The organism is Streptomyces sp. CAI-85 (genome assembly GCF_013363615.1).
GTDB classification, from domain to species: domain Bacteria; phylum Actinomycetota; class Actinomycetes; order Streptomycetales; family Streptomycetaceae; genus Streptomyces; species Streptomyces antibioticus_B.
On the sequence record NZ_JAANNX010000066.1, the window covers coordinates 1 to 26,789 of the forward strand.

Sequence of the window (26,789 nt, forward strand, 5' to 3'; positions counted from 1 at the left end):
TCGGCACCGCCCAGTACCTCTCCCCGGAGCAGGCCAAGGGCGAGCAGGTCGACGCGCGGTCGGACCTCTACTCGACGGGCTGCCTGCTCTACGAGCTGCTGACGGTCCGCCCGCCGTTCGTGGGCGACTCCCCGGTGGCCGTGGCCTACCAGCACGTGCGGGAGGAGCCGCAGCCGCCGAGCGTCTTCGACCCCGAGATCACCCCGGAGATGGACTCGATCGTCCTGCGGGCGCTGGTCAAGGACCCGAACTACCGCTACCAGTCGGCCGACGAGATGCGCGCGGACATCGAGGCGTGCCTCGACGGCCAGCCGGTCGCGGCGACGGCGGCGATGGGCTCGGTCGGCTACGCCGGCTACGGCGACGACCAGGCCACCACGGCCCTGCGCCAGGCGGAGGCCGGCGCCACGTCGATGCTGCCGCCCATGAACCCGGACGACGGCGGCTACGGCTACGACGACCGCCCGGACCGACGCCGCCAGAAGAAGTCGAACACCTCGACGATCCTGCTGGTGGTGGCGGCGGTCCTGGTGCTGGTCGGCGCGATCCTGATCGGCAAGTGGGCCTTCAGCGGCAAGGCGGCGGACAAGCCGTTCGCCGCGCCGAACTTCGTGAGCCGCACCCAGGCCGAGGCCAAGACCATGGCCGAGAACATCGACCTGAAGCCGGTCTTCGTCGAGAAGCCCTGCGAGGACCAGCCGAAGGGCAATATCTGCTCGCAGGATCCGGCGGCCGGCCAGAACGTCAACAAGGGCGACACCGTCAACCTCGTCGTCTCGACCGGGGCGCCGAAGGTGGCCGTCCCGAACGTGATCGGCGTCGACCTGGACGAGGCCAAGCAGAAACTGGAAGGCGACGACTACCAGTTCAAGGTCGAGACGAAGACCCGGGAGACGACCTCGGACGAACCCAACACGGTTCTCGACCAGAACCCGATCTCCGGCAAGGAGGTGGAGAAGGGGACCACCATCACCCTGACCATCGCCAAGGCCGTGGAGAAGGCCACCGTGCCGGACGTCTCGGGCAAGTCCTGTGACGAGGCCAAGGCGCAGATGCAGCAGAACAACCTGACCGGCAACTGCGTCGAGGTCGACACCCAGGACCAGAACCAGGTCGGCAAGGTCATCTCGACCAGCCCGTCCATCGGCTCCCAGGCCGACAAGGGCTCCACGGTCCAGATCCAGATCGGCAAGAGCACCCAGACCCAGGTACCCGGCAACCTCCAGGGCATGAGCCTCAAGGACGCCAAGCAGGCCATCCAGAACGCGGGCCTGACCGTCGGCACCATCACCGGCTCCCAGGACGACGACGCCACGGTCTTCAACTCCGACCCGGCCCCCGGCACCCAGGTCAACCGGGGCCAGACCGTCAACCTGATCGCGGTCAAGGGCGGCGGGAACAACGGCGGCAACGGCGGCGGACTCTTCGGCGGAAACACCGGAGGCTGACCGCACGGGCAGGCACAGTGAGGAAGGGCCCCACCGGATGCGTCCGGTGGGGCCCTTCCCTTGTGCTCCGCGTGCTCCGACGCTCCGCGTCAGCCGAGTTCCTTGGGCGGCGTGCGGTTCGCGTCGACCTTCTCCACTCGGTCCAGTTCGCCCCAGACCACGTAGCGGTAGCGGCTCGTGTAGACCGGGGTGCAGGTGGTCAGGGTGATGTAGTGGCCGGCCTTCTTCTTGCCGGACTCCTTGGGGATCGCGCCCAGGACCTCGACGTTGTACTTCGAGGTCTCGGGCAGGACGGCGAAGACCTTGTAGACGTACCAGTCGTCCTTCGTCTCGAAGACGATCGGGTCGCCCTTCTCCAGCTTGTCGATGTCGTGGAACTTCGCGCCGTGGCCGTCGCGGTGGGCGGCGAGGGTGAAGTTGCCCTTCTTGCCGGTGGTGGGCAGCGTGGCCTTGAGGGGCTCGGTGTAGTAGCCGGCGACGCCGTCGTTGAGGACGGCGGACGTGGTGCCCTTCTCGACCAGCACCTCCTTGCCGCTCATGGCCGGCACGTGCAGGAAGCCGATGCCGTCCTTGGTGTCCAGCGCCCCCGGACCGGTGTCCTCCCTGGCCCAGTTGTCGCGCACCTTGTCGCCCTGCCGGTCGGCGTGGCGGTCGGCGACGACGTTGGTCCACCACAGGGAGTAGACGACGAACAGACCGAGCACCAGCCCGGCCGTGATGAGGAGTTCACCGAAGACGCTGACCGCGAACGCGATCTTCCCGCCCCTGCGGCGCCGCGGCGCCGGTGCGGACGCGGGCGTGTCGGTGTGCGCCGCGTTGTCGGTGTCGTCGGTGGTCGCTGCCACGATCCTCTGCCCCTACTCGAAGCCCTGGTACAGGCTCTTACCGGACCAGCCTCTTACTGGACCAGCGCATCCGGCTTGCCCTTGCTGCGCGGCCGTTCCTCGACCATCTTGCCCCAGACGATCATCCGGTACTTGCTGGTGAACTCCGGCGTACAGGTGGTGAGCGTGATGTACCGGCCCGGCCCGGTGAATCCGGAGCCCGCCGGCACCGCGTCGAGCACGCTGGTGTTGCTGGGCGAGGTCACCGGCAGGATCGAGGCCATCTTGTAGACGAAGTACTCGTCCTGCGTCTCCACGACGATCGGGTCGCCCGCGCTCAGTTTGTTGATGTACCGGAAGGGCTCGCCGTGCGTGTTGCGGTGCCCCGCGAGGCCGAAGTTGCCGGTCTTGTCCTGGGGCATGGCGGTCTTCAGCTCGTCCTCGCCGTAGTGCCCGACCATGCCCTTGTCGAGCACCTTCTTGTTGCTGACGCCCTCCGCGATGGGCACCACCACGTCCAGCTTGGGGATGTGCAGGATCGCGAAGCCCTGACCCGGCGAGAAGGTGCCGGGGTTGCCCTTGCCGCTCGCCCAGTCGTCCTGGAGGCTGTCGGCCTCCGCGCTGGCCTGCGCGTGCGCGCGGACGTTGGTCCACCAGAGCTGGTAGGTGACGAACAGCAGCATCAGCACGCCGGTGGTGATGAACACCTCACCGACCGCCCGGCTCGCGACGACCGCCGGGCTGGGCTTGCGCGCCCGCTGCCGCCGACGCGCCTCGATCCTCGACAGGGGGCGCTCGCCCGGCGCGGACGGGTCCAGGGGGTCGTGCGCGGCCGAGGACGCGCCCCCATGACGGCCGTGACGGCCCTTGGCCGCCTTTCTGCGGGCCGCGCGTCCGCCGTCGGCGGTTCCGTCGGCCGCGGAGCCCGTCCGGGCGTCAGAGGCGGATCTGGGCGCGCCGCGGTACGGGGCGGGCGGGGGCTCCGGCAGCCGCAGCGCCACGGTCTCGTCGTCGGCGGGCGGCGGCGCATACGCCTCCCCGCGGTAGGTCTCCCCGCGGTACGACTCCCTGGCGCGCGGCTGCTGCCCGACCTGGCTGCCTTGGCCGACTTGGCCGACTTGCCCGCCCTGCCCGACCGCGCCCGTCTGCCCGCCGTACGTACCGTCCCCGTACGCCGTACCGCCGTACAGAGCACCGCCCTGCGCGGCCCCGCCGTACGCGTCACCGCCCTGTGCGTCACCGCCGTAGGGAGCACCCCCGTACGGATCCGCGCCGTACCGCTCGCCGCCGTAGGACGCGTACGGAGCGGTGCCGTACGCGTCCTCGCGCTCGGGGCGCAGCGCGGTCACGCCGTGGCCCTGCCCACCACCGGGGCGAGCCCCGCCGACCTCGCCACCGCGCCCTGGTCGCCGCACTCCACCAGCCAGTTGGCCAGCATCCGGTGCCCGTGTTCGGTGAGCACCGACTCCGGGTGGAACTGGACGCCCTCGACGGGCAGTTCGCGGTGGCGCAGGCCCATGACGATCCCGTCGTGGGTGCGGGCCGTGACCTCCAGCTCGGCCGGGACCGTCGCCGGCTCCGCGGCCAGCGAGTGGTAGCGGGTCGCGATGAAGGGGGACGGCAGCCCGGCGAAGACGCCCTTGCCCTCGTGCTCCACCGGCGAGGTCTTGCCGTGCAGCAGCTCCGGCGCCCGGTCCACCACCCCGCCGTACGCGACCTGCATGGACTGCATGCCGAGGCAGACGCCGAAGACGGGGACACCGGTGGCCGCGCAGTGCCGGACCATCTCGATGCAGACCCCGGCCTCCTCGGGCGTACCGGGGCCGGGCGAGAGCAGGACGCCGTCGAACCCGTCCTGGGCGTGGCCGGTGGAGACCTCGTCGTTGCGCAGGACCTCGCACTCGGCGCCCAGTTGGTACAGGTACTGGACCAGGTTGAAGACGAAGCTGTCGTAGTTGTCCACGACGAGAATGCGCGCGCTCACTGGTTGTCCACCGTCACATCGTTGAAGGGAAGCAGCGGTTCGGCCCACGGAAAGACGTACTGGAACAGGACATATACGACAGCGAGTATCAGCACGAGAGAGATCAGCGCCCTCACGAAGGCGTTTCCCGGCAGATGCCGCCAGATCCAGCCGTACATGCCGTCCCTTCCGTCGCACCACGGCACCTGACTCACGCCGTACGTCACCAGACTAACGGCGCAGGGCCTTGGGTTGGCCTGCCTCCACAGGCTGGGTCGAGTCCAGGTGCGCCCAGACGATCAGCCGGTGACTGTGCCCCCATTCGGGATCGCACGTGGTCAGCGTCAGATACCGGCCCGGACGCGTATACCCCGACTTACGTGGCACAGCGTCAATCACCTCGATGTCCGAGGGGACGGTTTTGTAGGGCCCTTTGTCGATCCGATACGTGAACCAGGTCGTGCCGTCTGTGAGCACCACCGCGTCACCCCGTCTGAGCCGCGGAAAGTCCTTGAACGGGTCGCCGTAGGTGCGGCGGTGGCCGGCGACGGAGAAGTTGCCGGTCCCCCCGAGCCGGGCCGTGCCCGCGTAGTGCCCGAGGCCCTTCTTCAGGGTGGCGGTCGAGGTGCCTTCGAGGACCGGCTTGTTCCACGTGAAACCGAGCCGCGGGATGTACATGATCGCGAAAGGCCGTCCGTCCCGGTACGGCGGCGGCGGCGGGGTGGCGCTGGGGGCGGGGTCAGCGGCGGTGGGGTCCGGCTCCTGCCGGGCCCACTGGTCGCGGAGGTCGTGGATCTGGTCGTCCATGGCGCTGTCGGCGCGGACGCCGGTCCAGAACAGCGCGTAGACGACGAAGAGCACGATGACGGCGCCCACGGTGACACACAGTTCGCTGAACGTCCTGACGATCACCCGCACCGGCGGCTCCAGAAGGTCCGGAAAGGTGCTTCTACTCCATGGACTTCTACTCCACGGGCTTCGCGTAGTGCAGATCCACTGTGCCCGAGTAGCCCGGCAGAGTCACCGCCCCGTCCTCGGTGACTTTCCAGCCGAGGCCGTAGACATTGACGTAGACCATGTAGTTCTGGATCGCCGGGGACTGCGCCAGCGCCTTCTGGAGCTTCTGCGGGTTCCCGACCGCCTGGATCGTGTACGGCGGTGAGTAGACCCGGCCCTGGAGGATCAGGGTGTTGCCGACGCAGCGCACGGCGCTGGTGGAGATCAGCCGCTGGTCCATGACCTTGATGCCCTCGGCGCCGCCCTGCCAGAGCGCGTTCACCACGGCCTGGAGGTCCTGCTGGTGGATGACCAGGTAGTCGGGCTGCGGCTCGGGATAGCCGGGGAGCTTGGCGGTGGCGTCCGGCGGGGCGTCGTTGAGCGTGACGGTGATCGCCTCGCCCTTGAGCGGATCGGTGCCCGCGGCCCGCTCCAGCCCCGCGAGCTTCTCGTCCTCGGCGGTGGTGCTGCCGTCGCCGTCCTTGGCCAGGGACTCCACCTGGTCGCGCAGGGTCGCGTTGGACTCGTCCAGGTCGCCGTTCTTCTGGCTGCGCTCATGGATGAGGTCCGAGAGCTTCAGCAGCGAGGCGTCCGTGCGCAGGTTGGTGCCCTTGGCGGTGTTGAAGCTGGTCATGAAGAGCAGACCGGCCAGCGCGAAGACTCCGGCCGTGAGCAGGCGCACAGGACGGAAACGGGGCGTTGAACCCGTCCCGGGGGAGTCGGCAGAATTGCTCAACGTACCCTTATCTCCTTCGGCGCCGTAGAAGCACTACGCTAACGGACGCCCGGGGGAGCCCTTCAGTCCCCTAGTACGCAGCCCCCGAGCCCGACCAGCACCTGCGCGGCCACGCAGCGCATCGACAGGAGAGACCCTCGTGCCGAAGTCACGTATCCGCAAGAAGGCCGACTACACGCCGCCGCCGGCGAAGCAGGCGACCGCGATCAAGCTGACCAACCGTGCCTGGGTCGCGCCGGTGATGCTGGCGATGTTCCTCATCGGGCTGGCCTGGATCGTCGTCTTCTATGTGACCGACGGCTCACTGCCCATCGACCAGCTCGGCAACTGGAACATCGTCGTCGGCTTCGGCTTCATCGCGGCCGGGTTCGGCGTCTCCACCCAGTGGAAGTAGCCGCCCCACCTGCTCGGCGACCTGCTCGGTGACCTGCCGAGCGGTCGGCTGCGCCAGCTCTGCCCAGGGCTGTTCGCTGAGTTATCCACAGCGGTTTTCCACATGGGGAAAAGAAAGACGATCTGTGGATAACTCATCGAAGGTTGACGCCGGTGTGACGTAACTACCGGCTGTCACCGCCACTCGAAAACACGTTCGCCCCCTGCCTGACCTGCGGAAACACGGGTCGGTGACAGGGGGCACTGCTGTTCCCGCACGTTGTGCACAAGATTCGCCACGGACTGTGGACAACGGGTGCTCAGGTGAGCTGGAGGGTCCTCAGGAGCGTCGCCCCCAACACCACCGCGAGCACCAGCGCACAGGTCCCGAACTGCACCAGGGACCGGTGCTCGCGCGGGGCGTGGACCATGCCGTAGCTCATCACCACACCCGCGACCAGGCCGCCGACATGGGCCTGCCACGAGATGCCGCTCACCCCGAAGGTGAGGGCCAGGTTGATCGCCAGCAGGGCGATGATCGGCCGCATGTCCTGGCGCAGCCGGCGCATCAGGACGGCCATCGCGCCGAACAGGCCGTAGACCGCGCCGGACGCGCCGAGGGTGGCGGTGCTCGGCGAGGCCAGGACATAGCTCAGGGCGCTGCCGGCCAGGCCGGAGACCAGGAACAGGGTCAGATAGCGGGCCCGGCCGAGGGCCTGCTCCAGGGGGCCGCCGAGCCACCACAGGCTGAGCATGTTGAAGGCGAAGTGCCAGATCGCCTCATGGGCGAAGGCCGAGGTGATCAAGCGGTACCACTCGCCCTCCGCCACGCCCTGGGTGGGCGTGAAGGGGAAGGGCGGCCACTGGCCGACCAGGACCAGGGAGTCCAGCAGCGAGGGCCGCACCTTGATCGCGATGAACACCGCGAGGTTGATCCCGATCAGGATCTTGGTGATCAGCCGGGGATCGGCGGCGACCGCACCCCCGGCGAGGGTGCGCGGCATGGACGCCGACGGGGAGTGCCCGGTGCCCGAGCCGTCCCGGACGCAGGACGGGCACTGGAAGCCGACGGACGCGCTGACCATGCACTCCGGGCAGATCGGACGCTCGCAGCGGGTGCAGCGGACGCCGGTCTCCCGGTCCGGGTGGCGGTAGCAGCCGGGCAGGCTGTGGTGCGCGTCGTCCCGCCGGTTGCCTGGCGCCTGGTCCATGGGCTCCCCCCGGGTGGTCGGTCGGGGCGGGAAGGGCCCCGCTCTCTGTACGGACGGGCGGGTGCGTTTGGTTCCCGATGGGCGCTTTCGTTCCCGTCAGCGCGCCCGTCTTTCCGCAGTCACCGGGCCTTCCGCAGCCACCGGATCTCCACGGTCACCGCTTCTCCACGGTCACCGAGTGGATGACCACGTCGTGCAGCGGGCGTTCGGTGCGGGGGTTGGTCTGGGCGTCGGCGATGGCGTCCACGACCTTCTGGCTCGCCGCGTCGGTGACCTCGCCGAAGATGGTGTGCTTACGGCTCAGCCAGGCCGTCGGGGAGACCGTGATGAAGAACTGCGAGCCGTTGGTGCCCGGCCCCGCGTTGGCCATGGCCAGCAGGTACGGCCGGTCGAAGCGCAGGTCCGGGTGGAACTCGTCCTCGAACTGGTAGCCGGGCCCGCCGGTGCCGTTGCCCAGCGGGTCACCGCCCTGGATCATGAAGCCGCTGATCACCCGGTGGAAGACCGTGCCGTCGTAGAGCTTGCCCTGGGACCGCTCTCCGGTGGCCGGGTGGACCCACTCACGCCCCCCGGTGGCCAGCTCGACGAAGTTGCGGACCGTCTTCGGGGCGTGGTCCGGGAACAGCCGGATCTCGATGTCGCCCTGGCTGGTCCTGAGGGTGGCGTACAACTGCTCGGCCACGGTGTGCCTCCGATGTCTTCCTGTGATCCCCCCGATACTCGCACGGCCGGATTCGTACGGTGGCCGATCCGCCCGCGCGCCGAAAAGTGCCGTGCGGTCGGCCCGGACAGGAGCGGGCGGAGCCGATCCGTGGCATTGTCGGCTGTGTCGACGACAAGCTCCCTGTTACCCCTCAGTTGCCCCGGATTCACCCGCTATCACAGGGATCGGCACCCGGATGCCCGTCCCTGCATGCCGGGACGGGCCACGGCAGGCATGATCCGTAAAAGGGTGGAAAGTCGAATCAACGTAACGCCACCGAGGAGGAGGAAACCCGTGACCCGCATCGACAGCGTGCGCGCCGCGACCGGCTCGGCGAAGGACAGCGTGCTGCACGCCGCGGAAGTGGTGGCGCCCTACGCCGACACGGCCAAGGAGAGGGCAGCGCTGTACGCGCAGGAAGCCCGTGTACGACTCGCGCCCAAGGTGTCGCAGGCCGCCGAACAGGCCCGCGTCCAGTACGACGCCCATGTCGCGCCCCGGCTGGAGCAGGCGAGGGCCCATGTCCCGTCGAAGGTCGACCTGGTCGCCCAGGAGGCCGCCGCCCGGACCCGGGTGGCCGCGCGCCAGGCCGCCGAATACTCCCGTCAGGCCGCCGAGTACTCCAAGCCCAAGATCGAGCAGGCCGTGGCCGCGGCCGCGCCCGTGGTGGACGAGGCCACCGCCCGCGGGGTGGCCGCCGTGGCCGCGCTGCGCGGCCAGGTCACCCCGAAGGAGATCGAGAAGCTGGTGCGCAAGCACCGCCGGCGCGCACGGGCGGGCCGGGTCGCCAAGGTCCTGCTCGTGGTCGGCGCGGTCGCCGGCGGCGCCTTCGCCGCCTGGAAGTGGTGGGACAAGCAGGCCAACCCGGACTGGCTGGTCGAACCCCCGGCCGCCACCGAGATGCCCGCCTCCGGCGGCCTCTCCTCGGTCGACGGCAGCCGCGACACCACGGTCCTCGACCCCGAGGTCCAGGCCAAACAGGCCGAGGACGAGGCGTCCCACCGCGACGACGACAAGAACTGACCCGCCCCGCCTCACGAAGAACGCCCTCCGAAACTGCGTTTCCGCAGTTCGGAGGGCGTTTCTTTGTGGAGCCTAGGGGAGTCGAACCCCTGACATCTGCCATGCAAAGACAGCGCTCTACCAACTGAGCTAAGGCCCCGGAAGGGACGTCCGGCCGGTGGAAGGGTGTACCGGGCGGGCGCCGGAGACCAGAGTACCGGGTCACCGGGGGTATCTCGCAAAAGGATTGGGCTCCCCGCGGATGACCACTCTCCGTAGGATGCTCGTCGTGGTTCGCTACAGCGAACCGTGGATGTTCTGGGGAAGCGATGGGGAGACGCAATGGACGCCGCACAGCAGGAAGCGACCGCGAGAGCGCGGGAGCTCCAGCGGAACTGGTACGGGGAGCCGCTGGGGGCGCTCTTCCGTAAGTTGATCGACGATCTCGGCCTCAACCAGGCCCGCCTGGCGGGGGTTCTGGGGCTGTCGGCGCCGATGCTGTCCCAGTTGATGAGCGGTCAGCGGGCGAAGATCGGCAACCCGGCCGTGGTGCAGCGCGTGCAGTTGCTCCAGGATCTGGCGGGACAGGTCGCGGACGGCAGTGTCAGCGCCGCCGAGGCGACCGAGCGGATGGACGAGATCAAGCAGTCGCAGGGGGGCTCGGTGCTCAGCAACACCACGTCGACGACCAGCAGTTCGGGCGCGCCCACGGTCAAGCGGGTGGTCCGTGAGATCCAGTCGCTGCTGCGCTCGGTGGCCGCCGCCGGCGACATCATCGACGCCGCGGACACCCTGGCACCCACCCACCCCGAACTGGCGGAGTTCCTCCGGGTGTACGGCGCCGGCCGCACCTCGGACGCGGTCACGCACTACCAGTCCCACCAGGGCTGACCCCTCGCCCCGGCCGCCGAAGGGGGTTCGGCAGCCGGTGAGTCGAGAACACGGGGGACACGGGGGACCTGGAGATACGGGGGATCCGGGGAACACGGGGGATCCGGGGGATTTCGGGGACACGGGTACACGGGGAATCGCATGCCTCGGGGGCACGGGGGTCGTACCGTCCGTCGAGGGGTAGCGAGGGGAACAACAAGGGGCATCCGAGCCCGAGGGGAGGGGCGACGCACTGCCATGGGTGAGGTCTTCGCCGGCCGGTACGAACTGGCCGACCCGATCGGGCGCGGCGGGGTCGGCGCCGTGTGGCGCGCCTGGGACCACCGCCGCCGCCGCTACGTGGCCGCCAAGGTGCTCCAGCAGAGCGACGCCCACACCCTGCTGCGGTTCGTCCGCGAGCAGGCGCTGCGCATCGACCATCCCCATGTCCTGGCGCCCGCGAGCTGGGCCGCCGACGACGACAAGGTCCTGTTCACCATGGACCTGGTGGGCGGCGGCTCCCTGGTCCATCTCGTCGGGGACTACGGCCCGTTGCCGCCCGGGTTCGTCTGCACCCTGCTCGACCAACTGCTGTCCGGCCTCGCCGCCGTGCACGCGGAGGGCGTGGTGCACCGGGACATCAAGCCGGCCAATCTGCTCCTGGAGGCCACCGGCACCGCCCGCCCCCGGCTGCGGCTGTCCGACTTCGGCATCGCGATGCGGCTCGGCGAACCGCGGCTGACCGAGACCAACCTCGTGGTGGGGACGCCGGGTTACCTCGCCCCCGAGCAGATGATGGGCTCCGAACCCGCCTTCCCGGCCGACCTGTTCGCCGTCGGCCTGGTGGCCCTCTATCTCCTGGAGGGCGCGAAGCCCGACGCCAAGGCGCTCGTCCAGTACTTCACGGAACACGGCACCCCGGGCGCCCCCAAGGGCATCCCCGAGCCGCTGTGGCAGGTCGTGGCGGCCCTGCTCCAGCCGGACCCGGAGGACCGTTTCCGCACGGCGACCGGGGCGCGCAAGGCGCTCGCGGCGGCCGTCGAACTGCTCCCGGAACCCGGGCCCGACGACGAGCTGATCGAGATCTTCGACCAGATCGGGCCCCTGCCGAAGGGGTTCGGTCCCGACGGCCCGCTGAAACCGGCGGTTCTCCGTCCGCCGAACGGCATGAACACCGGCGCGGGCATCGGTGGCACCGGGTCCACGGGGTCCGTGCCGCTGCCCGCCGCCCCGACCACGCCACCGCCGACGCCCACGTCGACCCCTTTCGCGACGCCCGTGCCCGCCCGCCCCGTACCACCGCCCCCGCCTGCCCCTCCGGGCACGGGATCGGTCCCGGAGCGCCCGGAAGCACCTCCCCGCAGCGACCCTCGGGGCACACCCGCACGGCCCTCGGACCCCGCCTCGCCCCCCGCGCCGTCCATGTCCGACACCGGCAGCTTCCTGCTGCCGCCCCCGCAGGCGACCCCGGCGCCCGCGCTCACGGTCGCGCCCCACGAGGCCACCTTCGTGCTGCCCGGCCGGGCGCCCGTGCAGCGGACCGATCCGTCCACGGCGTCGTACACCGCCCAGGACGCGCCCTCCGCGACGCCCGCCGCAACGCCGGTGACCGCACCGGTGGCCGTCGGGCCGCGGCGACGCGGGCGACGCGCGAAACGGCGGTCGCGTCCCGGCCCGCCGCTCAAGGTCGCCGTGCCGCTGCTGCTGCTGGCGCTGGCCTGCTACGGCGTCGGGTTCTGGGCGCTGACCCGCATCTGACCGGCGGCGGAGGCGGAGGCCGAGGCGGCGGCCCGGCGCCTCCCGACGAGCGTCCAGCCGCCGAGTACGAGCAGCAGCGCGGTCCCGGTGCCGAAGCCGGCCGCGGCGACCGCCCGCATGGTGGCGTCCCCGTCCGCCGGCGACGCGGCCCGCGTGCGGTCCTTCAGGTCCCCGAGTCCGGCCCCGGTCGGCGCGGCGATGCCCGAGTCCTTGCCGAAGACGCCGTTCGGCACGGCCCGCCCCTGATACCCGGGCCCCGGCTGCGCGCTCCCGCCGAGCCGGACGCGCAGGGTCAGCCCGTAGGGGCCGTCCCCGAACGCGTCGGCCACCTCGGCGGCGAGATGGACGACGAGGTAGTGGTCGCCGGCGAAGCGCAGGTTCTTGGTCGGGTTGGCCGGGGCGTACCGGTTGGCGTAGCGCACGGGCGGGGCGGGGGCCAGGGCGGCCGACTTCTGGGTTCCGCCGTAGCCGACGCCGACCTCTTCCACCTTGGCGCGGACCGGGTTGTGGAGGGTGAGGTCCAGGGCGTCGACCACGAATCCGGAGCTCTTGCGGCCGCTGCCCACCTCCACGGAGGCGTAGAGCTGGCGGCCCCAGTCGACGGGGACCCGGTAGAAGAGGGTCTGGCCGGGGACGATCTCGTCGTCCCAGACGCCCTGCGCCACGGCCGCCGCCTCGGTGAAGCCCGCGCCGCCGTGCACGGATTCCGCTTCGCCGGTCGGGGGCGCGGGGGTGGCGGAGTTCCAGGTGCCGGGCACGTTCGTGGAGGCGCCCTTCGCGACGGGCGGCTCGGAGACGGGCGCGATCTCCAGGTCCCACGTGTCGTCACCCGAACCGCCCGATCCGGTGCCCGACCCGCTCGAACCGGTACCCACCGGCTCTACGACGACGTAGTACGTGCCCGCCTCCTGGCACAGCCCCCGCCCGGGCTGGATCTCGCGCGCCGCCCAGGCGGTGATCGGCCGCGGGCTCCGCGAGGTGCCGACGGTCGCGGAGTCGTAGGAGCAGGAGGTCCCGTCGGCGTTCTGCACGGCGACCCCGATGCCGTCCCCCACGGCGAGTGCGGCGCCGGGGCGGGGGATCGCGGTGACGGAGACGTACGCGGTGGAGGCGGCGTCGAGTTCGAGGCGGTAGTAGACCTTGCCGCCCGACTCGGTCCCGTCACCGCTGCCGTCGCCGCTGCCTGTGCCGACGCCGTGCGGGAGCGAGCTGCGGTAGGTCGAGCCCGGCTCCAGACGTACCGCGTCGCCGGTGTCGGTGGCCGGCTCGGCGCGGCGGACGTCGTCGGCGAAGGCGTACGCCGGGACGTCCGGCGCGGCCACGGCCACGGAACCGGGCAACGCCACCACCGACGCGCCGCACACCATCACGACTACGGCACTCCGCAGGACCGCGATCCGTGCGGCCGCTCCTCGCCGGGTCATGCGAACCCGCCCCCTCGCCCTCGACCGAACGTGGGCCATCCTGCCCCGCCGCCCCGGCCCGCACCCGCGCATTCCGTACGAGCGTCCGAAACGTCCCCCTCTAACCGGGGCCCACGGGCCGCGCAACCCGGGAAGTGCCCGCCCCGGAGCCGACCACCCGGGTGGCGCAGGCCCCGGACAACGCCCGACAACACCCGGACAACACAAAACCCCGACCGCGAGGGCGGCCGGGGTCCGGTATCAGTTCTCGGTGTCGTAAGTCACGAACCCGTGGGCACGGAGTCGGTCGCCTCCGTCCACAGATCCTGCTCGGCGCGATCCGCCTGGATCTGGCGGTACACGAGGAGCCCGCCGATGGCGGCCAGTGCGACCAGGAGAAGCTTCTTCACCGCGCTACCTCGTCTTTCCTTGACGTAGGGGACCTCTGGCGCCCGACTATACACACCGACCGATATCGATCGGTGACCTGCGTCCGGCCGCCCAACTGCCGCCTTCGAGGCCGCAGTACAAGCGGACGACACCGCTCCGATCGGAGGGTGATCACATCCCCACGGACGGTCACTTGGGCCTGATTTACCGCTTTTCTTCGCCTTTGCGCCCATACGGGTGGTGTTCATCGGAACAACGCCACGCCACGAGCGTCGGTCCACCACTTCGCGCTCCGCATACACATCATGAGGAAAGTACGCAAATCGCCCAACCTGAAAGTGAGGGGCCATGACCGCGAACCGGGTCATGAAGCTGTGGACCACCATCGTCACCGCCTTCCTCGCGCTGTTCGCGGCGCTCGGAATCGTCACGACGACCGCGCCGACCGCCGCCGCGCAGACCGGCCCGACGCGGACCGACGGAGAGAGCGCCACCGGCGCCGCCGTCGCACCCACCGCGAACTGGCCGGCCCTGGTCCCCTGGGAACGGCTGAACACCCGGTCCCTGCCCCCCACGATGAAGCAGCGCATCCGCGCCGAGGCCCACGGCAAGTCCCCGAGCTGCCGAAACCGCCCCCTCGTCGACACCGAGTCGGAGTCCTGCTCCCCCGACGCCTCCGAGGACCCGGCCGAGCCCTCGGACCCCGCCACACCCCTGAAGCGCTGACCCCGCGGGCACGGCCCCTTGTCCCCACGGACACATCCGGCAGACCTGACAGACCCTGCTGCACCCACCTGACGGACACGACGGAAACGGCGAACTTGCGTACAGCCGCACGATGCAGGCCCGGCAGCTCCCCGCGGAGCAACCGGGCCTTCGCCACGCCCAACTCCCCTTCCGTACACACGGCCTGAACCTTTTCCTCGGACGGTCCCGCCGGCCGGCGCTCCCGCGCGGAGCCGTAGGCTGACACCCGTGTCCGAGGCCCACGACGATTCCGCGACCCGTCGGCGCATCGTCGTCGTCACCGCCGTCCACGCCCCCGCCGGCCGCCATCTGCCCGACTCCTACGCGTCGTTGTGCGCGCAGGAGCTGCCCGAGGGCTGGGAGTGGCACTGGGTGATACAGGAGGACGGCACCACGGACGACGTCCGCCCGTACGTCCCCGACGACCCCCGCGTGACCTTCCGCCAGGGCCGTCCCGGTGGACCCGGCGTCGCCCGCACGCTCGCGCTCGCGCACGCCGAGGGCGCCTACGTGAAGGTCCTGGACGCCGACGACCGGCTCACCCCCGGCGCACTGGCCCGCGATCTGGCCGCGCTGGAGCGGCATCCGGACATCGGCTGGGCGGTCTCCCGGGTCCTGGACCTGCTGCCGGACGGCTCCACCGTCGGCTTCCCCGGTGATCCGGCCCATGGGCCGCTGGAGCGCGGAAACGTTCTGTCGTACTGGCGTGCCCACGACTTCCGCGCTCCCGTGCACCCCGCGTCGCTCTGTGTCCGGCGGGAGCTGCTGACCGCGCTCGGCGGCTGGATGGCGCTGCCCGCCTCCGAGGACACCGGGCTGCTGATCGCGCTCGACGCGGTGAGCCGCGGCTGGTTCTCCGCGGACGTCGGACTGCTCTACCGCAAGTGGGAGGGGCAGGTGACCGGGCAGGCCGCGCACACCGACCCGGTGGAACGGCGGGCGCGCATGGCGGTGGTGGAGGCCAGGGCCCGCGCGCTCGCGTCCTTCGGCTGGCACCACGCCGGTCCGACGGTGGCCCCACAAGCGGCCCCCGCCTGACGCCCCCGCCTGCGATGGCTCACGTCACGCGGATGGCCTGGGCCGGGCAGTGCTCGGCAGCCTCGCGCACCTCCGGGTCGTCGCCCTCCTGCTCACGGCCCGGCAGCACGGCCCCGAACCCGTCCTCGTCGGTGAAGACGGACGGCACCCGGTAGGCGCACTCGCCCGAGCCGTAACACAGCTCGGGGTCCACGGAGATCCTCATGTGCCCTCCCGGAGGCGACTGCGGAGACCGTCAGGACGTGCCTGCCCGTAGGGCCGCTCCGGCAACCGGGCCGGTGCCCGCCGGTGCCGGTCAGCGTCCGGAACCGGCCAAGTCCAGCCAGTGCGCGATCCTGCGCAGGGTCGTCTCGTCCACGCCGTCGACCAGGGTCCGTACGGCCGTCACGTCGTCCGGGGCGAGATCGTGGAGTCCGGCCCGGCCGAGGCCCGCCATGAGGACCTGGTGACGGCGGTCCTCCATACGCTCGGCGAGCTTGCCGGGGGAGGCGGGGGCCGCCTCGCGCTCGGGCGCGGCAGCAGACATGGGCGTGGGGGTGGGCGTGGGCGCTTCGAAGCGGTGCCACGCGCCCTCCCGCGGCCCCCACAGCTCCACCGTCACCTCGCCCCCCCGGGTCCGGCCGGCCTGGGTCATCTCGCCGACGGCGTACAGCACGGGTCCGCGGTCCGGCGACTCGGCGCCGAGCAGCCAGGACGAGGAGGCGGGGTCGTAGAACATCGCGGCCCAGCGGGGCGGGCCCGGCGGCCGCGGGCTCTCGGGCCGGATCCGACGCGTCTGACGGGACTCCATGGCGCTCACCCCTTCCGAACGGGCACGGCACGGCGACCATATCTGACGGTCCGTCAGCTATCCAGGGCGTGTGCGGGACCGGATGCAGAAAGGGGTGCCGGAAAGGTGCCGAGAAGGGTGGCGAGAAGTGCACGCGTGAGGCGCGTGGGGCGTGGGTAGCGCTCTGGTTCCAGCGGTGCCGGGCCGTCGATCCGGTCGGACGGACGGCCCGGGCCACCGTGGGGAACCCACGCACGCCACACCGTTCGGAACCGGTCCCTCCCCTCGTGCGGACCGCTGCCGAACGGTGCGGGTGGCGTTGGGATACCTGTCGCGATCCTGCCAGTCCAGGCGCGTCGCGAGGAGGGTTCCGGTGTCCGGTCCGGGCCTAAGCCGCAGGTCAGCCGTATAAGGTGGGTTTTCCGGTCCGGATCCAAGGCGCGGGGGAAGTAAGGGGTGGAGACCTTGAGTTTCGACTCAGGGGCACGCACGGCCTTCGCGGAACGTCTCGCGCTGCTGTACAAGGAAGCCGGCAACCCGCCGCTCAAACGGGTCTCCGAGGCCGTCGTCCGGCTCCAGCGGGTGGACGAGCGCGGACGTCCGGTGCGGGTCTCCGCCCAGCGGATCAGCGACTGGCGACGGGCCCGGAACGTCCCGGCCCAGTTCGCCGCGCTCGCCGCCGTCCTCTACGTACTGATCCCCGAGGCGCGCCGCGCCCGGCCCACCCCCGTCTCCGCCGGGCTGTACGACATGACGCATTGGCAGCGGCTGTGGGAGCGCGCGCTGGCCGGTCCGGTCGGTGAGCAGTCCGCCGCGGCGGACCCGGAGAAGGAGCCCGCGGAAGGGGACGCGGCGGTGCCCGGCGGGGTCTGCCCCTACCGGGGTCTGGCCTCCTACCGGCAGGAGGACGCCCGCTGGTTCTTCGGCCGCGAGGGCAGCACGGAGGCGCTGGTCGCGCAGTTGCGGGCGGCGGAGGGCACGGGCGGCCTGGTCATGCTGGTGGGCGCGTCGGGGACGGGTAAGTCGTCGCTGCTCAGCGCCGGTCTGGTGCCCGCGCTCCAGAAGGGCGGGCTCGGTGACGAGGACTGCCCGGGCCGCCACGTCCTCCAGTTCGTCCCGGGCGCCGACCCCCTGACGGAACTGGCGGCACGAATCCCGGAACTGGGCCCACTGCTGGGGACGGGGGACGCGCTGCGGGGAGCGGGGGGCTCGCGGCCCGGCTCGTACCCAGAGGGCGTACCCGCGGGTGGTCCGCGCCGCCCCGGCCAAACCCCGGAAGCCGTGCCCGCCGGGGGTCCGCGCCGCCCCGGCCCGGACCGGGAGACCGTCCCCTCGCCGACCCCCGACACTTCGGGCTCGCACCCCGGCTCGCGCCCCGAGGCCGCGCCCGCGCAGGGCTCACGTCCCGGCCCGAGCCCGGAAGCCCTGCCCTCACCGACTCCCGGCACGTCGGGCTCGCACCCCGACCTGCGCCCGGAGACCTTGCCCGCAGCGGGCGCGCGACCCGGCCCGCGCCCCGAGGCCGTACCCGGGGAGGGCCCGCGACCCGGCCAGAGCCCCGAGGCCCTGCCTTCGCACTCGGGCACCCCCGGCACTTCGGACCCGCGCCCTGGCCTGCGCCCGGAGACGGCGCCCGCGGAGGGCCCGCACCCCGGCCCGGACCCGGAGACCGGGGTCGTGCCCGCCCCCTCGTCGGACCCCGGCACCCCGGGCTCGTGCCCCGGCCTGCGCTCGCAGGTCGTGCCGGCGGAGGGCCCGCGCCGCCCCGGCCCGAGGGCGGAGACCGTGTCCATCCCCTCACCGACCCCCGACACGCCGAGCCCGCGCCCCAGCCTGCCCCCGGAAGACGTACCCGCACAGAGCACCCACCCCGGCCCCGACCCGGAAGCCGTGCCCACCCCTGGCACGTCGAGCCCGCGCCCCAGCGCGAACCCCTCGCCGACCCCCGGCACCCCTAGCTCGCACGCCGGCCTGCGCCCGAAGGCCGTGCCCGCGGAGGGCCCGCGCCGCCCCGGCCCGAACCCGGAGGCCGCACCCCCGCACTCGCCGACCCCTGACAACCCGAGCCCGCGCCCGCGCCCGGAAGGCGTACCCGCACAGGTCACCCACCCCGACCCTGCCCCGGAAGCCGCGCCCACCCCCACGCCGATCCCCGGCACCCCCGCCTTCGCCAAGGCCATCCGCGCGGCCGTCGTCGCCTGGGCTCGGCGGGTGGAGGCGGATTCCGGGGCGCGGCCGGTCGTCATCGTGGACCAGTTCGAGGAGACGTTCACCCTCTGCCCCGACGAGCGGGACCGCCGCACCCTCATCCGGGCGCTGCACGCCGCGTGCACCCCGTCGGGACCGGGCGAGGACGCCCCCGTGCTGGTCGTCCTCGGGATCCGCGCCGACTTCTACGAGCAGTGCCTCGGCCACCCCGAACTCGCCGACGCCCTCCAGCACCGCCACATGGTCCTCGGCCCGCTGACCGCCGGCGAGCTGCGCGAGGCGGTCACCGGCCCCGCCAAGGCCGTCGGCCTGGAGCTGGAGCCGGGCCTCGCCGAGCTGATCGTCCGCGAGGTCAGCGCCGACGGCCCGCGCGGGGCGCACGACGCCGGTGTGCTCCCCCTCCTCTCGCACGCCCTGCTCGCCACCTGGCAGCGCCGCAAGGCCGGCCGGCTGACCCTGGCCGGATACCGGGCGGCCGGCGGCATCCAGGGCGCGGTGGCCGCGACCGCCGAGCGGGCCTGGTCGGGGCTGGACCCGGCCGCCCGCACCGCCGCCCGGCTGCTGCTGCTCCGCCTGGTCCGGCTCGGCGAGGACACCCAGGCCACCCGGCGGCGCGGCACCCGCCGTCAGTTGGCGGCGGAGTCCACGGACCCCGGCAAGACCGAGGAGTCGCTGGAGGCGCTGGTCAGGGCCCGGCTGGTCACCCTGGACGCGGAGTCCGTGGAGATCACCCACGAGGCGCTGCTGACCGCCTGGCCCCGGCTGCGGGAGTGGATCGACGAGGACCGCAGCGACCATCTGCTGCGCCAGCGGCTCGAGGAGGACGGCCGCTCCTGGGAGGGGTCGAACCGCGACTCCTCCCTCCTCTACCGCGGCTCGCGGCTGGAACAGGCCCGCACCTGGGCGAAGTCGGCGGGCGACACCTTCCTGACCCGCAGCGCGATGGACTTCCTGGCCGCCTCGGTACGGCTGCGCCGGCGCACCGTGTGGATCGGCCGGGCCGCGGTGTCGGCGCTGGTCGTGCTCGCCGTGCTGGCCGTCGGCGCGGCGGTGGTCGCCTGGCAGCAGCGCAACGACGCCGTGTTCGAGCAGGTCGTCGCCGAGGCCGACCGCGTCCAGTACACCGACCCGTCGCTCTCCGCCCAGCTCGACCTGGTCGCCCACCGGCTGCGGCCCGGCGACGAGGGCGCCAGGAACCGGCTCATATCGATCGTCAACGCGCCCCTGGCCACCCCGCTGCTCGGCCACACCGGCGCGGTGTACCTCACCTCGTTCAGCCCGGACGGCAGACTCCTGGCCACCGCCAGCTACGACCGCACGGTCCGGCTGTGGGACGTCACCGACCCGTCCCGGCCCAAGGCGCTCGGCGGACCGCTCCTCGGCCACACGAGCTGGGTGAGCAGCGCGGTGTTCAGCCCCGACGGCCGTACCCTCGCCAGCGCCGGCGACGACGGCACCGTACGCCTGTGGGACCTGGCCGATCCGTCCCGGCCCGAGCCGCTCGGCGAGCCGCTGACCGGCGACGACGGCACGATCTACCTGCTCGCCTTCGCCCCCGGCGGGCACACGCTGGCCACCGCGGGGGAGAACGGCACGGTCCGGCTGTGGGACGTCACCGACCGGGACCGCCCGGCCGGGATCGGCGCCCTGACCGGACACACCGCCGCGGTGCGGTCCCTGGCGTTCAGCCCCGACGGACGGACCCTGGCGGCGGGCGGCGACGACAGCACCGTACGGCTGTGGAACACGGCCGACCCACGGCGTCCCGCACCGCTCGGCAAGCCGCTGACCGGCCACGACGGGACCGTGCACTCGGTCGCCTTCAGCCCGGACGGGCGCACGCTGGCCAGCGGCAGCGCGGACGACACCGTCCGGCTGTGGAAGGTCACCGACCCGGCGCACGCCACCCGGCTGGGCACCAACCTCACCGGACACACGGGGCCCGTGTGGTCGGTGGCGTTCAGCCCCGACGGCTCGATGCTCGCCGCCGCCAGCGCGGACAGCACCGCGAGCCTGTGGAACGTCAGCGACCCGAAGTACCCCTCGCAGGTCGGCGAGCCGCTCGCGGGCAGCAGCGGCGAGATGTACGCCCTGGGCTTCAGCCCCGACGGCCGCACCCTCGCCACCGGCAGCGGGGACAACAAGGTCCGCCTGTGGTCGATCCCGACGTCGGACATGATCGGCCGCGGCGGCGCCTTCCGCCCGGACGGCACGGTCCTGGCCACGGCCGCGCGCGACGGCCGGATCCGGCTGTGGAACGTCGAGGAGCCGGACCGGCCCCGCCCGCTCGGCACGCCGTTCATGCCCGCCGACGGCGGCGACCGCTCCCTCGCCTTCTCCCCCGACGGCCGCACCCTGGCGATCCTGACGGCGAGCCGCGCGGTGTACCTGTGGGACGTCACCGACCCCGTCCGCCCGGTCTCGGCCGGCCCGCCCATCCGTCTCAAAACCCGCTTCATGGGCCCCGAGGCGCTGGCCTACAGCCCGGACGGCCGCACCCTCGCCACGGCGTACGAGGACCGCACCATCCAGCTCTGGGACGTCACCGACCCGGGCCGGCCGACCCCGCTGGGCGAGCCCCTCACCGGGCCCCGGGGTTTCGTCGACTCGCTGCTCTTCACCCCCGACGGCCGCACCCTGATCGGCGGCAGCGCGGACGGCGCGATCCGGCTGTGGAAGGTGACCGACCCGGCGCACGCCACCCCGCTGGGCGCCCCCCTCACCGGCCATCTCGGGCCGGTCAACTCCCTGGCGTACAGCCCCGACGGACACACCCTGGCCAGCGGCAGCGACGACGACACCGTCCGCCTCTGGGACATCGCCGACCCGGCGCACGCGACCCGGCTGGGCGAACCGCTCACCGGTCACACCGAGGCGGTCGTCTCCCTGACGTTCAGCCAGGACGGCGACACGCTGGCCAGCGGCGGCAACGACAACACCGTCCGGCTGTGGAACGTCTCCACGCCCTCCGACGCCGCGCCCATCGGCCAGTCGATGAGCCCCAACGCCAAGACCGGCAACTTCCTGTCCTTCAGCCCGCACACCCGCATGCTCGGCGTCTCCAGCGGCGCGGACACGGTCCGGCTCTGGAACCTCGACGTCGACGAGGCCATCACCCGCATCTGCGCCACCACCCGGAACGTTCTGACCCCCGAGAAGTGGCATGAATACCTGCCCCGGCTCTCGTACGATCCTCCGTGCGACGAGAGCCGGGAGAAGTGATCCCGATCACAACTGCCCCATCGGCCCGAGCAGTCGCCTCCCGATGATCAAGCACCCTTGTTAGCCTTGGCCATAGCCCGGTCGCTGGTGCATCCCCCGTCGCCAGCGACCGGGCCTTTTGCATGCCCGGCGCCCGGTCAGCTCACCGGTCAGCCCACGGGCCGGGTCACGGTCCGGAGCTCGGTGGCCGGCGAGTAGTTCCCGGCAGCGTCGTAGCTGCGGGCCCGGTACTCATAGGTCCGCCCGTCGGCCGGCAGCACGTCGCACACGGAGGCCATGGCGGTGAAGGCGCGCGGGTCGTACCCCTGATGCAGAACGACCGTCCACGCCTCGGTCCCCGCCTCACGCCGCTCGATCTCGAACCCGATGAAGTCCCGGATGGGCGCGGGCGTGGAGTCGGAGACGGTGGCCCGCACCCCGTCCACGCACGAACCGAGGCTCAGGCTGTCCGGGGCGTAGTACGGGGCGATGCCGTCGGGGATCTCCAGCCACAGCTCGTTGGTGGCGGTGGCGTCGAGCCAGGCCGGGTTGTAGGTGGTCGTACCGCCGTCGTTGGTGACGAGGACGCGGTAGTGCCCCCACTCGCCGTCGGCGACGACCGGCCCGGTGGTCCAGGTGTTGCCCTTGGTGGTCCCGAGCGGCACCCACTGGTAGCTGCCGTCCACCTTGTCGTTGCTGAGCACCGTGTAGTGGTCGAAGTGCGGCTCGGTGTTCTGCGGCCACTTCAGGGTGACCTTGCCGGTCGCCTTGTCGTAACTGCCGCTCAGCGAAGCGACGACGGGCAGCGGACGGACGACGACATCGGCGCTCCCGCCCGAGCTGTTACCGGCCTTGTCCCGGGCCCGCACCTCGTAGTAGTAGGCCGTCCGGTCGTCGGGATTCACCAGCGGATCGGTGTGACTGCGGGCGCTCGTCGCGGCGACCTTGGTCCAGGTCCCGGACCCGACGGGCCGCCGGTAGAGCGTGTACCCGGCGAGATCCATCTCCTTGTTGGCACCCCAGGACACGGTCGTCCTGCGGGACTTGGTGTCGTAGGCGGTCTTCACCCCGGTCGGCGCGAGCGGTTTGACCTTGTCGTACGTCGCCGAAGTCCGGGGCGTGTACGAGAACTTGACCTTGGCGGCGCCGGACCAGTTCACGTGATCGACGCGCAGGGTGTGCTTGCCGGCGGGGACGGTGAGGTTCACGCTCTTGGAGCGGGAGGTGTCACCGGTGTTCTTCCACAGGTCGATCTTCCGCTTGCCGTCCAGGTAGACCCGGATGCCGTCGGTGCCGGACGCGGCGAACGTGAACGGCCCACCGGACCCGAAGTCCCGCGTCACCGACCAGCGCACCCCGAACTTGTTCGACGGCACCCCGGACCCCGGACTGCCCGCCCAGCTCTCACTGATCGCACTGTCACAGCCGGTCCGCACCGGCGAACCCGAGAACGAGGTGTTCTTGTAGAACGTCCGCTTGTACACATTCGCCGAACAACCGACATCGGCCGCAACCGCCACCCGCGGCACGACGGCCACCATCCCACCGACGACCACGGCAACCACCAAACTCTTCTGACGCACGGCACCCTTCCACGCTGTACAGAGATCAACTACAGCGTGGAGACCATCGGCCCGGGAGGATGGTTGCCCTGTTCAGGAGCCTTGTGGGCCGCCTCCGACGATCAGCAACTGCTCGGGGAACACCTCGAACTCATCCGTCCCGTCCTCGGCGGCCACGTGGTGCGGATCGGTGGAGACTCTGACGAGACCGGCAACTCCGGTCGGGGTTCCCTCCAGGGTGACCTCCACCGGAAATTCCGTCTCAGGGCCGAGGCCGGCGCCGCCGAAGACCGGGCCCTTGTCCACGATCGTCCACACGCGGCCGTGCGCATCGCGGAGCACCACCTCAACCCACCCGGGAAAGCCCTCGTCGACCAGGCGAGTGGCCCGGCAGCGCAGCAGGATCACGCCTGTCACGGACTCCATGCCGCCACCGGGTCCTCGAACAGGGTGTCGGGGGGAGGCAAGGAGGACGGTGCGGAGTCTGGTGTCGAGCCATGCGGGGTCCACCGGGACGCCCATGGTGCGTTCCACCAGCGCGAAGGATTCGGCGCACAAGGTCTCCATATGAAAGGAGACACCCTCGGCCCAGAGAGGCAGCTCCGGTTGGGATTCCGCCCAGGCCGCCTCTAGCTCGAACGGATCGAACATGCCGTCCACCCGTCCGCCGACGGCATGCATGACCTGCTCGTCCGCCGCCTCGGCGAAAGTCATCATGCGCGCCCCGCCCGCGTCTCCCCCGAAGGCCCGGATCACCTCGTCCTCGGTCCGGCCGGCGACCACGGAGAAGGTGTATGCCTCCAGCTCATCCCGGTCAGCCCACGCGTACCGGGCGACCAGTTCCTCCCACACCACGGCATCCCCTCCTCCTCCGGCACAAGCGATGACGTCAAAAACCCCCGGACCAAACGGACCGGGGGTCTTTCGCATGTGGGGCTAACAGGATTTGAACCTGTGGCCTCATCCTTATCAGGGATGCGCTCTAACCAACTGAGCTATAGCCCCGCCGCGCTCTGCGGTGTGTGTCCCGCGCGCTGACTCCTGAAGATTAGCGCACGACCGCGGCAGTCCCAAAATCGATAGTCACTCGTCCTCGGCGAGGGTCAGCTCGACTCCTCCGACGAAACCGGCGGAGAGGTTGTAGATGAACGCGCCGAGGGTCGCGAGGGCCGTCGCGAGGACGACGTCGATGACCGCGATGATCGACGTGAACATCAGGACGTGGGGGAGGGACAGGAAGGATTGCAGGTCGAAGCCGTTGGACTCGTTCGAGCCCGTCGCCTCCGAGATCGTTCCGCCGACCGTGGAGAAGACGCCCATGGCGTCCATGACCATCCACAGCACCGCCGCCGCGACGATCGTGCAGATGCCCAGCGCGATCGACAGCAGGAAGCTGACCTTCATCACCGACCAGGGGTCGGCCTTGGCCACCCGCAGCCGCGCCTTGCGCACGCGCGGGGTCGTGCGGACCCCCGTGCGCGGACGGCGGACCGTGCCCGGCGGCGTCGCCTGGGTCGGGTAGGCCTGCGGCGGGTGGTACGGCCCGGTGGGCGCCTGCGGCTGCCGCTCACCGGGAAGCGGCGAGGGCGGCTGCTGCGCCTGGCCACGGCCGTCCGTCACGGTTGCCCCCTGGGATCCCCTGGACCCGGATCCCTGTGTGTCCGACGGGCCCGGCTTGATGGCCTTGAGCTGGGTCGTGTGGGTGTCCCCCACCGGCGCGGCGGAGCCACGGCCGCCGCCGTCCTTGTCCGAGCCGGCAGACGTGCCGGCCGAAGACCCGGCGGACGTACCCGCGCCCGTGGCTCCGCTCACGATGACTCACTCCTCGTGCTACTCGGCAGAGGGCGTGTCACCCTCGTCCGTGCCGGTGGTCGCGGCACCCTCGGCGGTCTGGTCCACGGCGTCGTCACCGTCGACCTCCTCCGCCTCGGGCCCCGCTTCGGCGTTACGTGCGATGCCCACGACGGCATCGCGCTTGCCCAGGTTGATCAGTTGGACGCCCATGGTGTCACGGCCCGTCTCCCTGACCTCGTTGACTCGCGTACGAATCACACCGCCCGACAGCGTGATGGCGAGGATCTCGTCGGTCTCCTCGACCACCAGCGCGCCGACGAGCGAACCGCGATCCTCCACGATCTTGGCGGCCTTGATACCGAGGCCGCCGCGACCCTGGACGCGGTACTCGTCGACGGCGGTCCGCTTCGCGTACCCGCCGTCCGTAGCAGTGAACACGAACGTACCGGGCCGGACAACATTCATCGAGAGGAGCTGGTCCCCCTCGCGGAAGCTCATGCCCTTGACACCCGAGGTCGCACGGCCCATGGGCCGCAGGGTTTCGTCCGTGGCGGTGAATCGGATCGACTGGGCCTTCTTGCTGATCAGCAGCAGATCGTCATCGGCCGAGACGAGTTCGGCTCCGATCAGTTCGTCGTCGGATCCGTCCTCCGTCTCCCGAAGATTGATCGCGATGACACCGCCGGAGCGGGGCGAATCGTAATCCTTCAGCGGGGTCTTCTTCACCAGGCCGCCCTTCGTGGCGAGCACCAGGTACGGCGCCGCCTCGTAGTCGCGGACCGCGAGGATCTCGGCGATCGCCTCGTCCGGCTGGAAGGCCAGCAGGTTGGCGACGTGCTGTCCACGCGCGTCACGCCCGGCGTCCGGCAGCTCGTACGCCTTGGCCCGGTAGACCCGGCCCTTGTTCGTGAAGAACAGCAGCCAGTGGTGGGTGGTGGAGACGAAGAAGTGGTCGACGATGTCGTCTTCCTTGAGCTTCGCGCCCCGCACGCCCTTGCCGCCGCGCTTCTGCGCCCGGTAGTCGTCCGCCTTGGTCCGCTTGACGTACCCGCCGCGCGTGACCGTGACGACGATGTCCTCCTCGGCGATCAAGTCCTCGATGGACATGTCACCGTCGTAGGGCACCAGCTTGGTCTTGCGGTCGTCGCCGTACTTCTCGACGATCGCCGCCAGCTCCTCGCTGACGATGCCGCGCTGGCGGACCGGCGAGGCGAGGATCGCGTTGTACTCGGTGATCTTCGCCTGGAGCTCGTCGTGCTCCTGGATGATCTTCTGGCGCTCCAGGGCGGCCAGTCGCCGGAGCTGCATCTCCAGGATGGCGTTGGCCTGGATCTCGTCGATCTCCAGGAGCCCCATCAGGCCCGTGCGCGCCACGTCGACCGTCTCGCTGCGCCGGATGAGCGCGATGACCTCGTCGATCGCGTCCAGCGCCTTGAGCAGGCCGCGCAGGATGTGCGCGCGCTCCTCGGCCTTGCGCAGCCGGAAGCGCGTTCGGCGGACGATGACCTCGATCTGGTGCGTCACCCAGTGCCGGATGAACGCGTCCAGCGAGAGGGTGCGCGGCACGCCGTCGACCAGCGCCAGCATGTTGGCGCCGAAGTTGGTCTGGAGGTCGGTGTGCTTGTACAGGTTGTTGAGGACGACCTTGGCGACCGCGTCCCGCTTGAGGACGATGACCAGCCGCTGGCCGGTCCGCGAGGACGTCTCGTCGCGGACGTCCGCGATGCCGCCGATCTTGCCGTCCTTCACCAGGTCGGCGATCTTCTGCGCGAGGTTGTCGGGGTTGACCTGGTA

At 71.4% G+C, this 26,789-nt stretch carries 24 protein-coding genes and 2 tRNA genes; 8 read left to right on the plus strand and 18 right to left on the minus strand.

What is annotated here, in order from left to right:
* The coding region (locus G6W55_RS32575) for a Stk1 family PASTA domain-containing Ser/Thr kinase (protein WP_175524311.1) at nt 1-1,448 on the plus strand (1,448 nt) is incomplete at its 5' end.
* 89 nt (nt 1,449-1,537) lie between these two features.
* On the opposite strand, the gene G6W55_RS32580 is transcribed toward G6W55_RS32575, so the two are convergent.
* The 6 genes from G6W55_RS32580 to G6W55_RS32605 are packed head-to-tail and all read right to left on the minus strand — an operon-like array spanning nt 1,538 to nt 5,967.
* Nucleotides 1,538-2,293 (minus strand): class E sortase, encoded by a 756-nt coding sequence (locus G6W55_RS32580; RefSeq protein ID WP_078634150.1) that lies wholly within the window; start codon nt 2,291-2,293, stop codon nt 1,538-1,540.
* Nucleotides 2,294-2,346: 53 nt separating this feature from the next.
* Nucleotides 2,347-3,621: a class E sortase gene (locus G6W55_RS32585; protein WP_175524312.1), complete on the minus strand. Its 1,275-nt coding sequence runs from the start codon at nt 3,619-3,621 to the stop codon at nt 2,347-2,349.
* Nucleotides 3,618-4,256 carry an aminodeoxychorismate/anthranilate synthase component II gene (locus tag G6W55_RS32590; protein ID WP_078634149.1) on the minus strand — a complete coding sequence of 213 codons (639 nt, stop codon included), beginning with the start codon at nt 4,254-4,256 and terminating at the stop codon, nt 3,618-3,620. The genes G6W55_RS32585 and G6W55_RS32590 overlap by 4 nt, the downstream gene beginning before the upstream one ends.
* Entirely contained in the window at nt 4,253-4,462 is a 210-nt protein-coding gene (locus G6W55_RS32595; RefSeq protein ID WP_078634148.1) for a hypothetical protein, read from the minus strand. Before G6W55_RS32595 ends, G6W55_RS32590 begins: the two co-directional genes overlap by 4 nt.
* A 4-nt stretch (nt 4,463-4,466) precedes the next feature.
* The gene (locus G6W55_RS32600) at nt 4,467-5,153 is read right to left on the minus strand and encodes a class E sortase (protein WP_175524313.1); all 687 of its coding nucleotides are present in this window, start codon (nt 5,151-5,153) and stop codon (nt 4,467-4,469) included.
* Nucleotides 5,154-5,199: 46 nt separating this feature from the next.
* Nucleotides 5,200-5,967 (minus strand): DUF881 domain-containing protein, encoded by a 768-nt coding sequence (locus tag G6W55_RS32605; protein WP_175524314.1) that lies wholly within the window; start codon nt 5,965-5,967, stop codon nt 5,200-5,202.
* Between the two features lie 139 nt (nt 5,968-6,106).
* Between G6W55_RS32605 and crgA the strand changes: the two genes are divergently transcribed.
* Nucleotides 6,107-6,361: a cell division protein CrgA gene (gene crgA / locus G6W55_RS32610; protein ID WP_030665812.1), complete on the plus strand. Its 255-nt coding sequence runs from the start codon at nt 6,107-6,109 to the stop codon at nt 6,359-6,361.
* Between the two features lie 298 nt (nt 6,362-6,659).
* Here the strand turns inward: crgA and G6W55_RS32615 are convergent, their stop codons facing one another.
* Both G6W55_RS32615 and G6W55_RS32620 read right to left on the minus strand, forming a co-directional pair.
* The gene (locus tag G6W55_RS32615) at nt 6,660-7,550 is read right to left on the minus strand and encodes a rhomboid family intramembrane serine protease (RefSeq protein ID WP_175524315.1); all 891 of its coding nucleotides are present in this window, start codon (nt 7,548-7,550) and stop codon (nt 6,660-6,662) included.
* A 154-nt stretch (nt 7,551-7,704) separates the two neighbouring features.
* Complete coding sequence (locus G6W55_RS32620) at nt 7,705-8,232, minus strand: peptidylprolyl isomerase (protein ID WP_175524316.1); 528 nt, start codon at nt 8,230-8,232, stop codon at nt 7,705-7,707.
* Nucleotides 8,233-8,547: 315 nt separating this feature from the next.
* On the opposite strand from G6W55_RS32620, the gene G6W55_RS32625 reads away from it, so the two are divergent.
* Entirely contained in the window at nt 8,548-9,276 is a 729-nt protein-coding gene (locus tag G6W55_RS32625) for a DUF5324 family protein (protein WP_175524317.1), read from the plus strand.
* A gap of 66 nt (nt 9,277-9,342) precedes the next feature.
* Here G6W55_RS32625 and G6W55_RS32630 read toward each other — a convergent pair.
* A tRNA-Ala gene (locus G6W55_RS32630) sits at nt 9,343-9,415 on the minus strand.
* A 182-nt stretch (nt 9,416-9,597) separates the two neighbouring features.
* Between G6W55_RS32630 and G6W55_RS32635 the strand changes: the two genes are divergently transcribed.
* Nucleotides 9,598-10,146: a DNA-binding protein gene (locus G6W55_RS32635; protein WP_030781380.1), complete on the plus strand. Its 549-nt coding sequence runs from the start codon at nt 9,598-9,600 to the stop codon at nt 10,144-10,146.
* 237 nt (nt 10,147-10,383) lie between these two features.
* Complete coding sequence (locus G6W55_RS32640; RefSeq protein ID WP_175524318.1) at nt 10,384-11,883, plus strand: serine/threonine-protein kinase; 1,500 nt, start codon at nt 10,384-10,386, stop codon at nt 11,881-11,883.
* On the opposite strand, the gene G6W55_RS32645 is transcribed toward G6W55_RS32640, so the two are convergent.
* Both G6W55_RS32645 and G6W55_RS38400 read right to left on the minus strand, forming a co-directional pair.
* Nucleotides 11,847-13,307 carry a hypothetical protein gene (locus G6W55_RS32645; protein ID WP_175524319.1) on the minus strand — a complete coding sequence of 487 codons (1,461 nt, stop codon included), beginning with the start codon at nt 13,305-13,307 and terminating at the stop codon, nt 11,847-11,849. The genes G6W55_RS32640 and G6W55_RS32645 overlap by 37 nt on opposite strands.
* A 260-nt stretch (nt 13,308-13,567) precedes the next feature.
* Nucleotides 13,568-13,696 carry a DLW-39 family protein gene (locus tag G6W55_RS38400; RefSeq protein WP_003999697.1) on the minus strand — a complete coding sequence of 43 codons (129 nt, stop codon included), beginning with the start codon at nt 13,694-13,696 and terminating at the stop codon, nt 13,568-13,570.
* Between the two features lie 328 nt (nt 13,697-14,024).
* Between G6W55_RS38400 and G6W55_RS32655 the strand changes: the two genes are divergently transcribed.
* Both G6W55_RS32655 and G6W55_RS32660 read left to right on the plus strand, forming a co-directional pair.
* Nucleotides 14,025-14,402, plus strand: coding sequence for a DUF6344 domain-containing protein (locus G6W55_RS32655; RefSeq protein ID WP_175524320.1), 378 nt, complete (start codon nt 14,025-14,027; stop codon nt 14,400-14,402).
* 249 nt (nt 14,403-14,651) lie between these two features.
* Entirely contained in the window at nt 14,652-15,461 is an 810-nt protein-coding gene (locus tag G6W55_RS32660; RefSeq protein WP_175524321.1) for a glycosyltransferase, read from the plus strand.
* 19 nt (nt 15,462-15,480) lie between these two features.
* Here the strand turns inward: G6W55_RS32660 and G6W55_RS32665 are convergent, their stop codons facing one another.
* A complete protein-coding gene (locus G6W55_RS32665) occupies nt 15,481-15,666 on the minus strand; it encodes a ferredoxin (protein ID WP_085211175.1) in 186 nt (61 codons plus the stop codon).
* A gap of 90 nt (nt 15,667-15,756) precedes the next feature.
* The gene (locus tag G6W55_RS32670) at nt 15,757-16,251 is read right to left on the minus strand and encodes a hypothetical protein (RefSeq protein ID WP_175524322.1); all 495 of its coding nucleotides are present in this window, start codon (nt 16,249-16,251) and stop codon (nt 15,757-15,759) included.
* 435 nt (nt 16,252-16,686) lie between these two features.
* Between G6W55_RS32670 and G6W55_RS32675 the strand changes: the two genes are divergently transcribed.
* A complete protein-coding gene (locus tag G6W55_RS32675) occupies nt 16,687-21,660 on the plus strand; it encodes a hypothetical protein (RefSeq protein WP_175524323.1) in 4,974 nt (1,657 codons plus the stop codon).
* Nucleotides 21,661-21,809: 149 nt separating this feature from the next.
* Here G6W55_RS32675 and G6W55_RS39070 read toward each other — a convergent pair whose 3' ends face one another.
* The 5 genes from G6W55_RS39070 to G6W55_RS32705 form a co-directional block, all read right to left on the minus strand.
* Nucleotides 21,810-23,222, minus strand: a complete 1,413-nt coding sequence (locus G6W55_RS39070; RefSeq protein WP_309243859.1) for a PA14 domain-containing protein — start codon at nt 23,220-23,222, stop codon at nt 21,810-21,812.
* Between the two features lie 72 nt (nt 23,223-23,294).
* The gene (locus G6W55_RS32690) at nt 23,295-24,056 is read right to left on the minus strand and encodes a hypothetical protein (RefSeq protein ID WP_175524324.1); all 762 of its coding nucleotides are present in this window, start codon (nt 24,054-24,056) and stop codon (nt 23,295-23,297) included.
* Between the two features lie 76 nt (nt 24,057-24,132).
* Nucleotides 24,133-24,206: transfer RNA gene (locus tag G6W55_RS32695), tRNA-Ile, on the minus strand.
* 78 nt (nt 24,207-24,284) lie between these two features.
* Nucleotides 24,285-25,013 (minus strand): DUF3566 domain-containing protein, encoded by a 729-nt coding sequence (locus G6W55_RS32700; protein WP_085211184.1) that lies wholly within the window; start codon nt 25,011-25,013, stop codon nt 24,285-24,287.
* An 18-nt stretch (nt 25,014-25,031) separates the two neighbouring features.
* Nucleotides 25,032-26,789 (minus strand): DNA gyrase C-terminal beta-propeller domain-containing protein (locus tag G6W55_RS32705; protein ID WP_175524325.1); only part of this gene is annotated, 1,758 nt, incomplete at its 5' end.

Excerpts from the sequence above, each read along its gene's own strand:
- G6W55_RS32655 (WP_175524320.1), top strand. The coding sequence starts at position 14,025 with ATGACCGCGAACCGGGTCATGAAGCTGTGGACCACCATCGTCACCGCC.
- G6W55_RS32635 (WP_030781380.1), top strand. The coding sequence starts at position 9,598 with ATGGACGCCGCACAGCAGGAAGCGACCGCGAGAGCGCGGGAGCTCCAG.
- G6W55_RS32670 (WP_175524322.1), bottom strand. The coding sequence starts at position 16,251 with ATGGAGTCCCGTCAGACGCGTCGGATCCGGCCCGAGAGCCCGCGGCCG.
- G6W55_RS32640 (WP_175524318.1), top strand. The coding sequence starts at position 10,384 with ATGGGTGAGGTCTTCGCCGGCCGGTACGAACTGGCCGACCCGATCGGG.
- G6W55_RS32665 (WP_085211175.1), bottom strand. The coding sequence starts at position 15,666 with ATGAGGATCTCCGTGGACCCCGAGCTGTGTTACGGCTCGGGCGAGTGC.
- G6W55_RS32615 (WP_175524315.1), bottom strand. The coding sequence starts at position 7,550 with ATGGACCAGGCGCCAGGCAACCGGCGGGACGACGCGCACCACAGCCTG.
- G6W55_RS32645 (WP_175524319.1), bottom strand. The coding sequence starts at position 13,307 with ATGACCCGGCGAGGAGCGGCCGCACGGATCGCGGTCCTGCGGAGTGCC.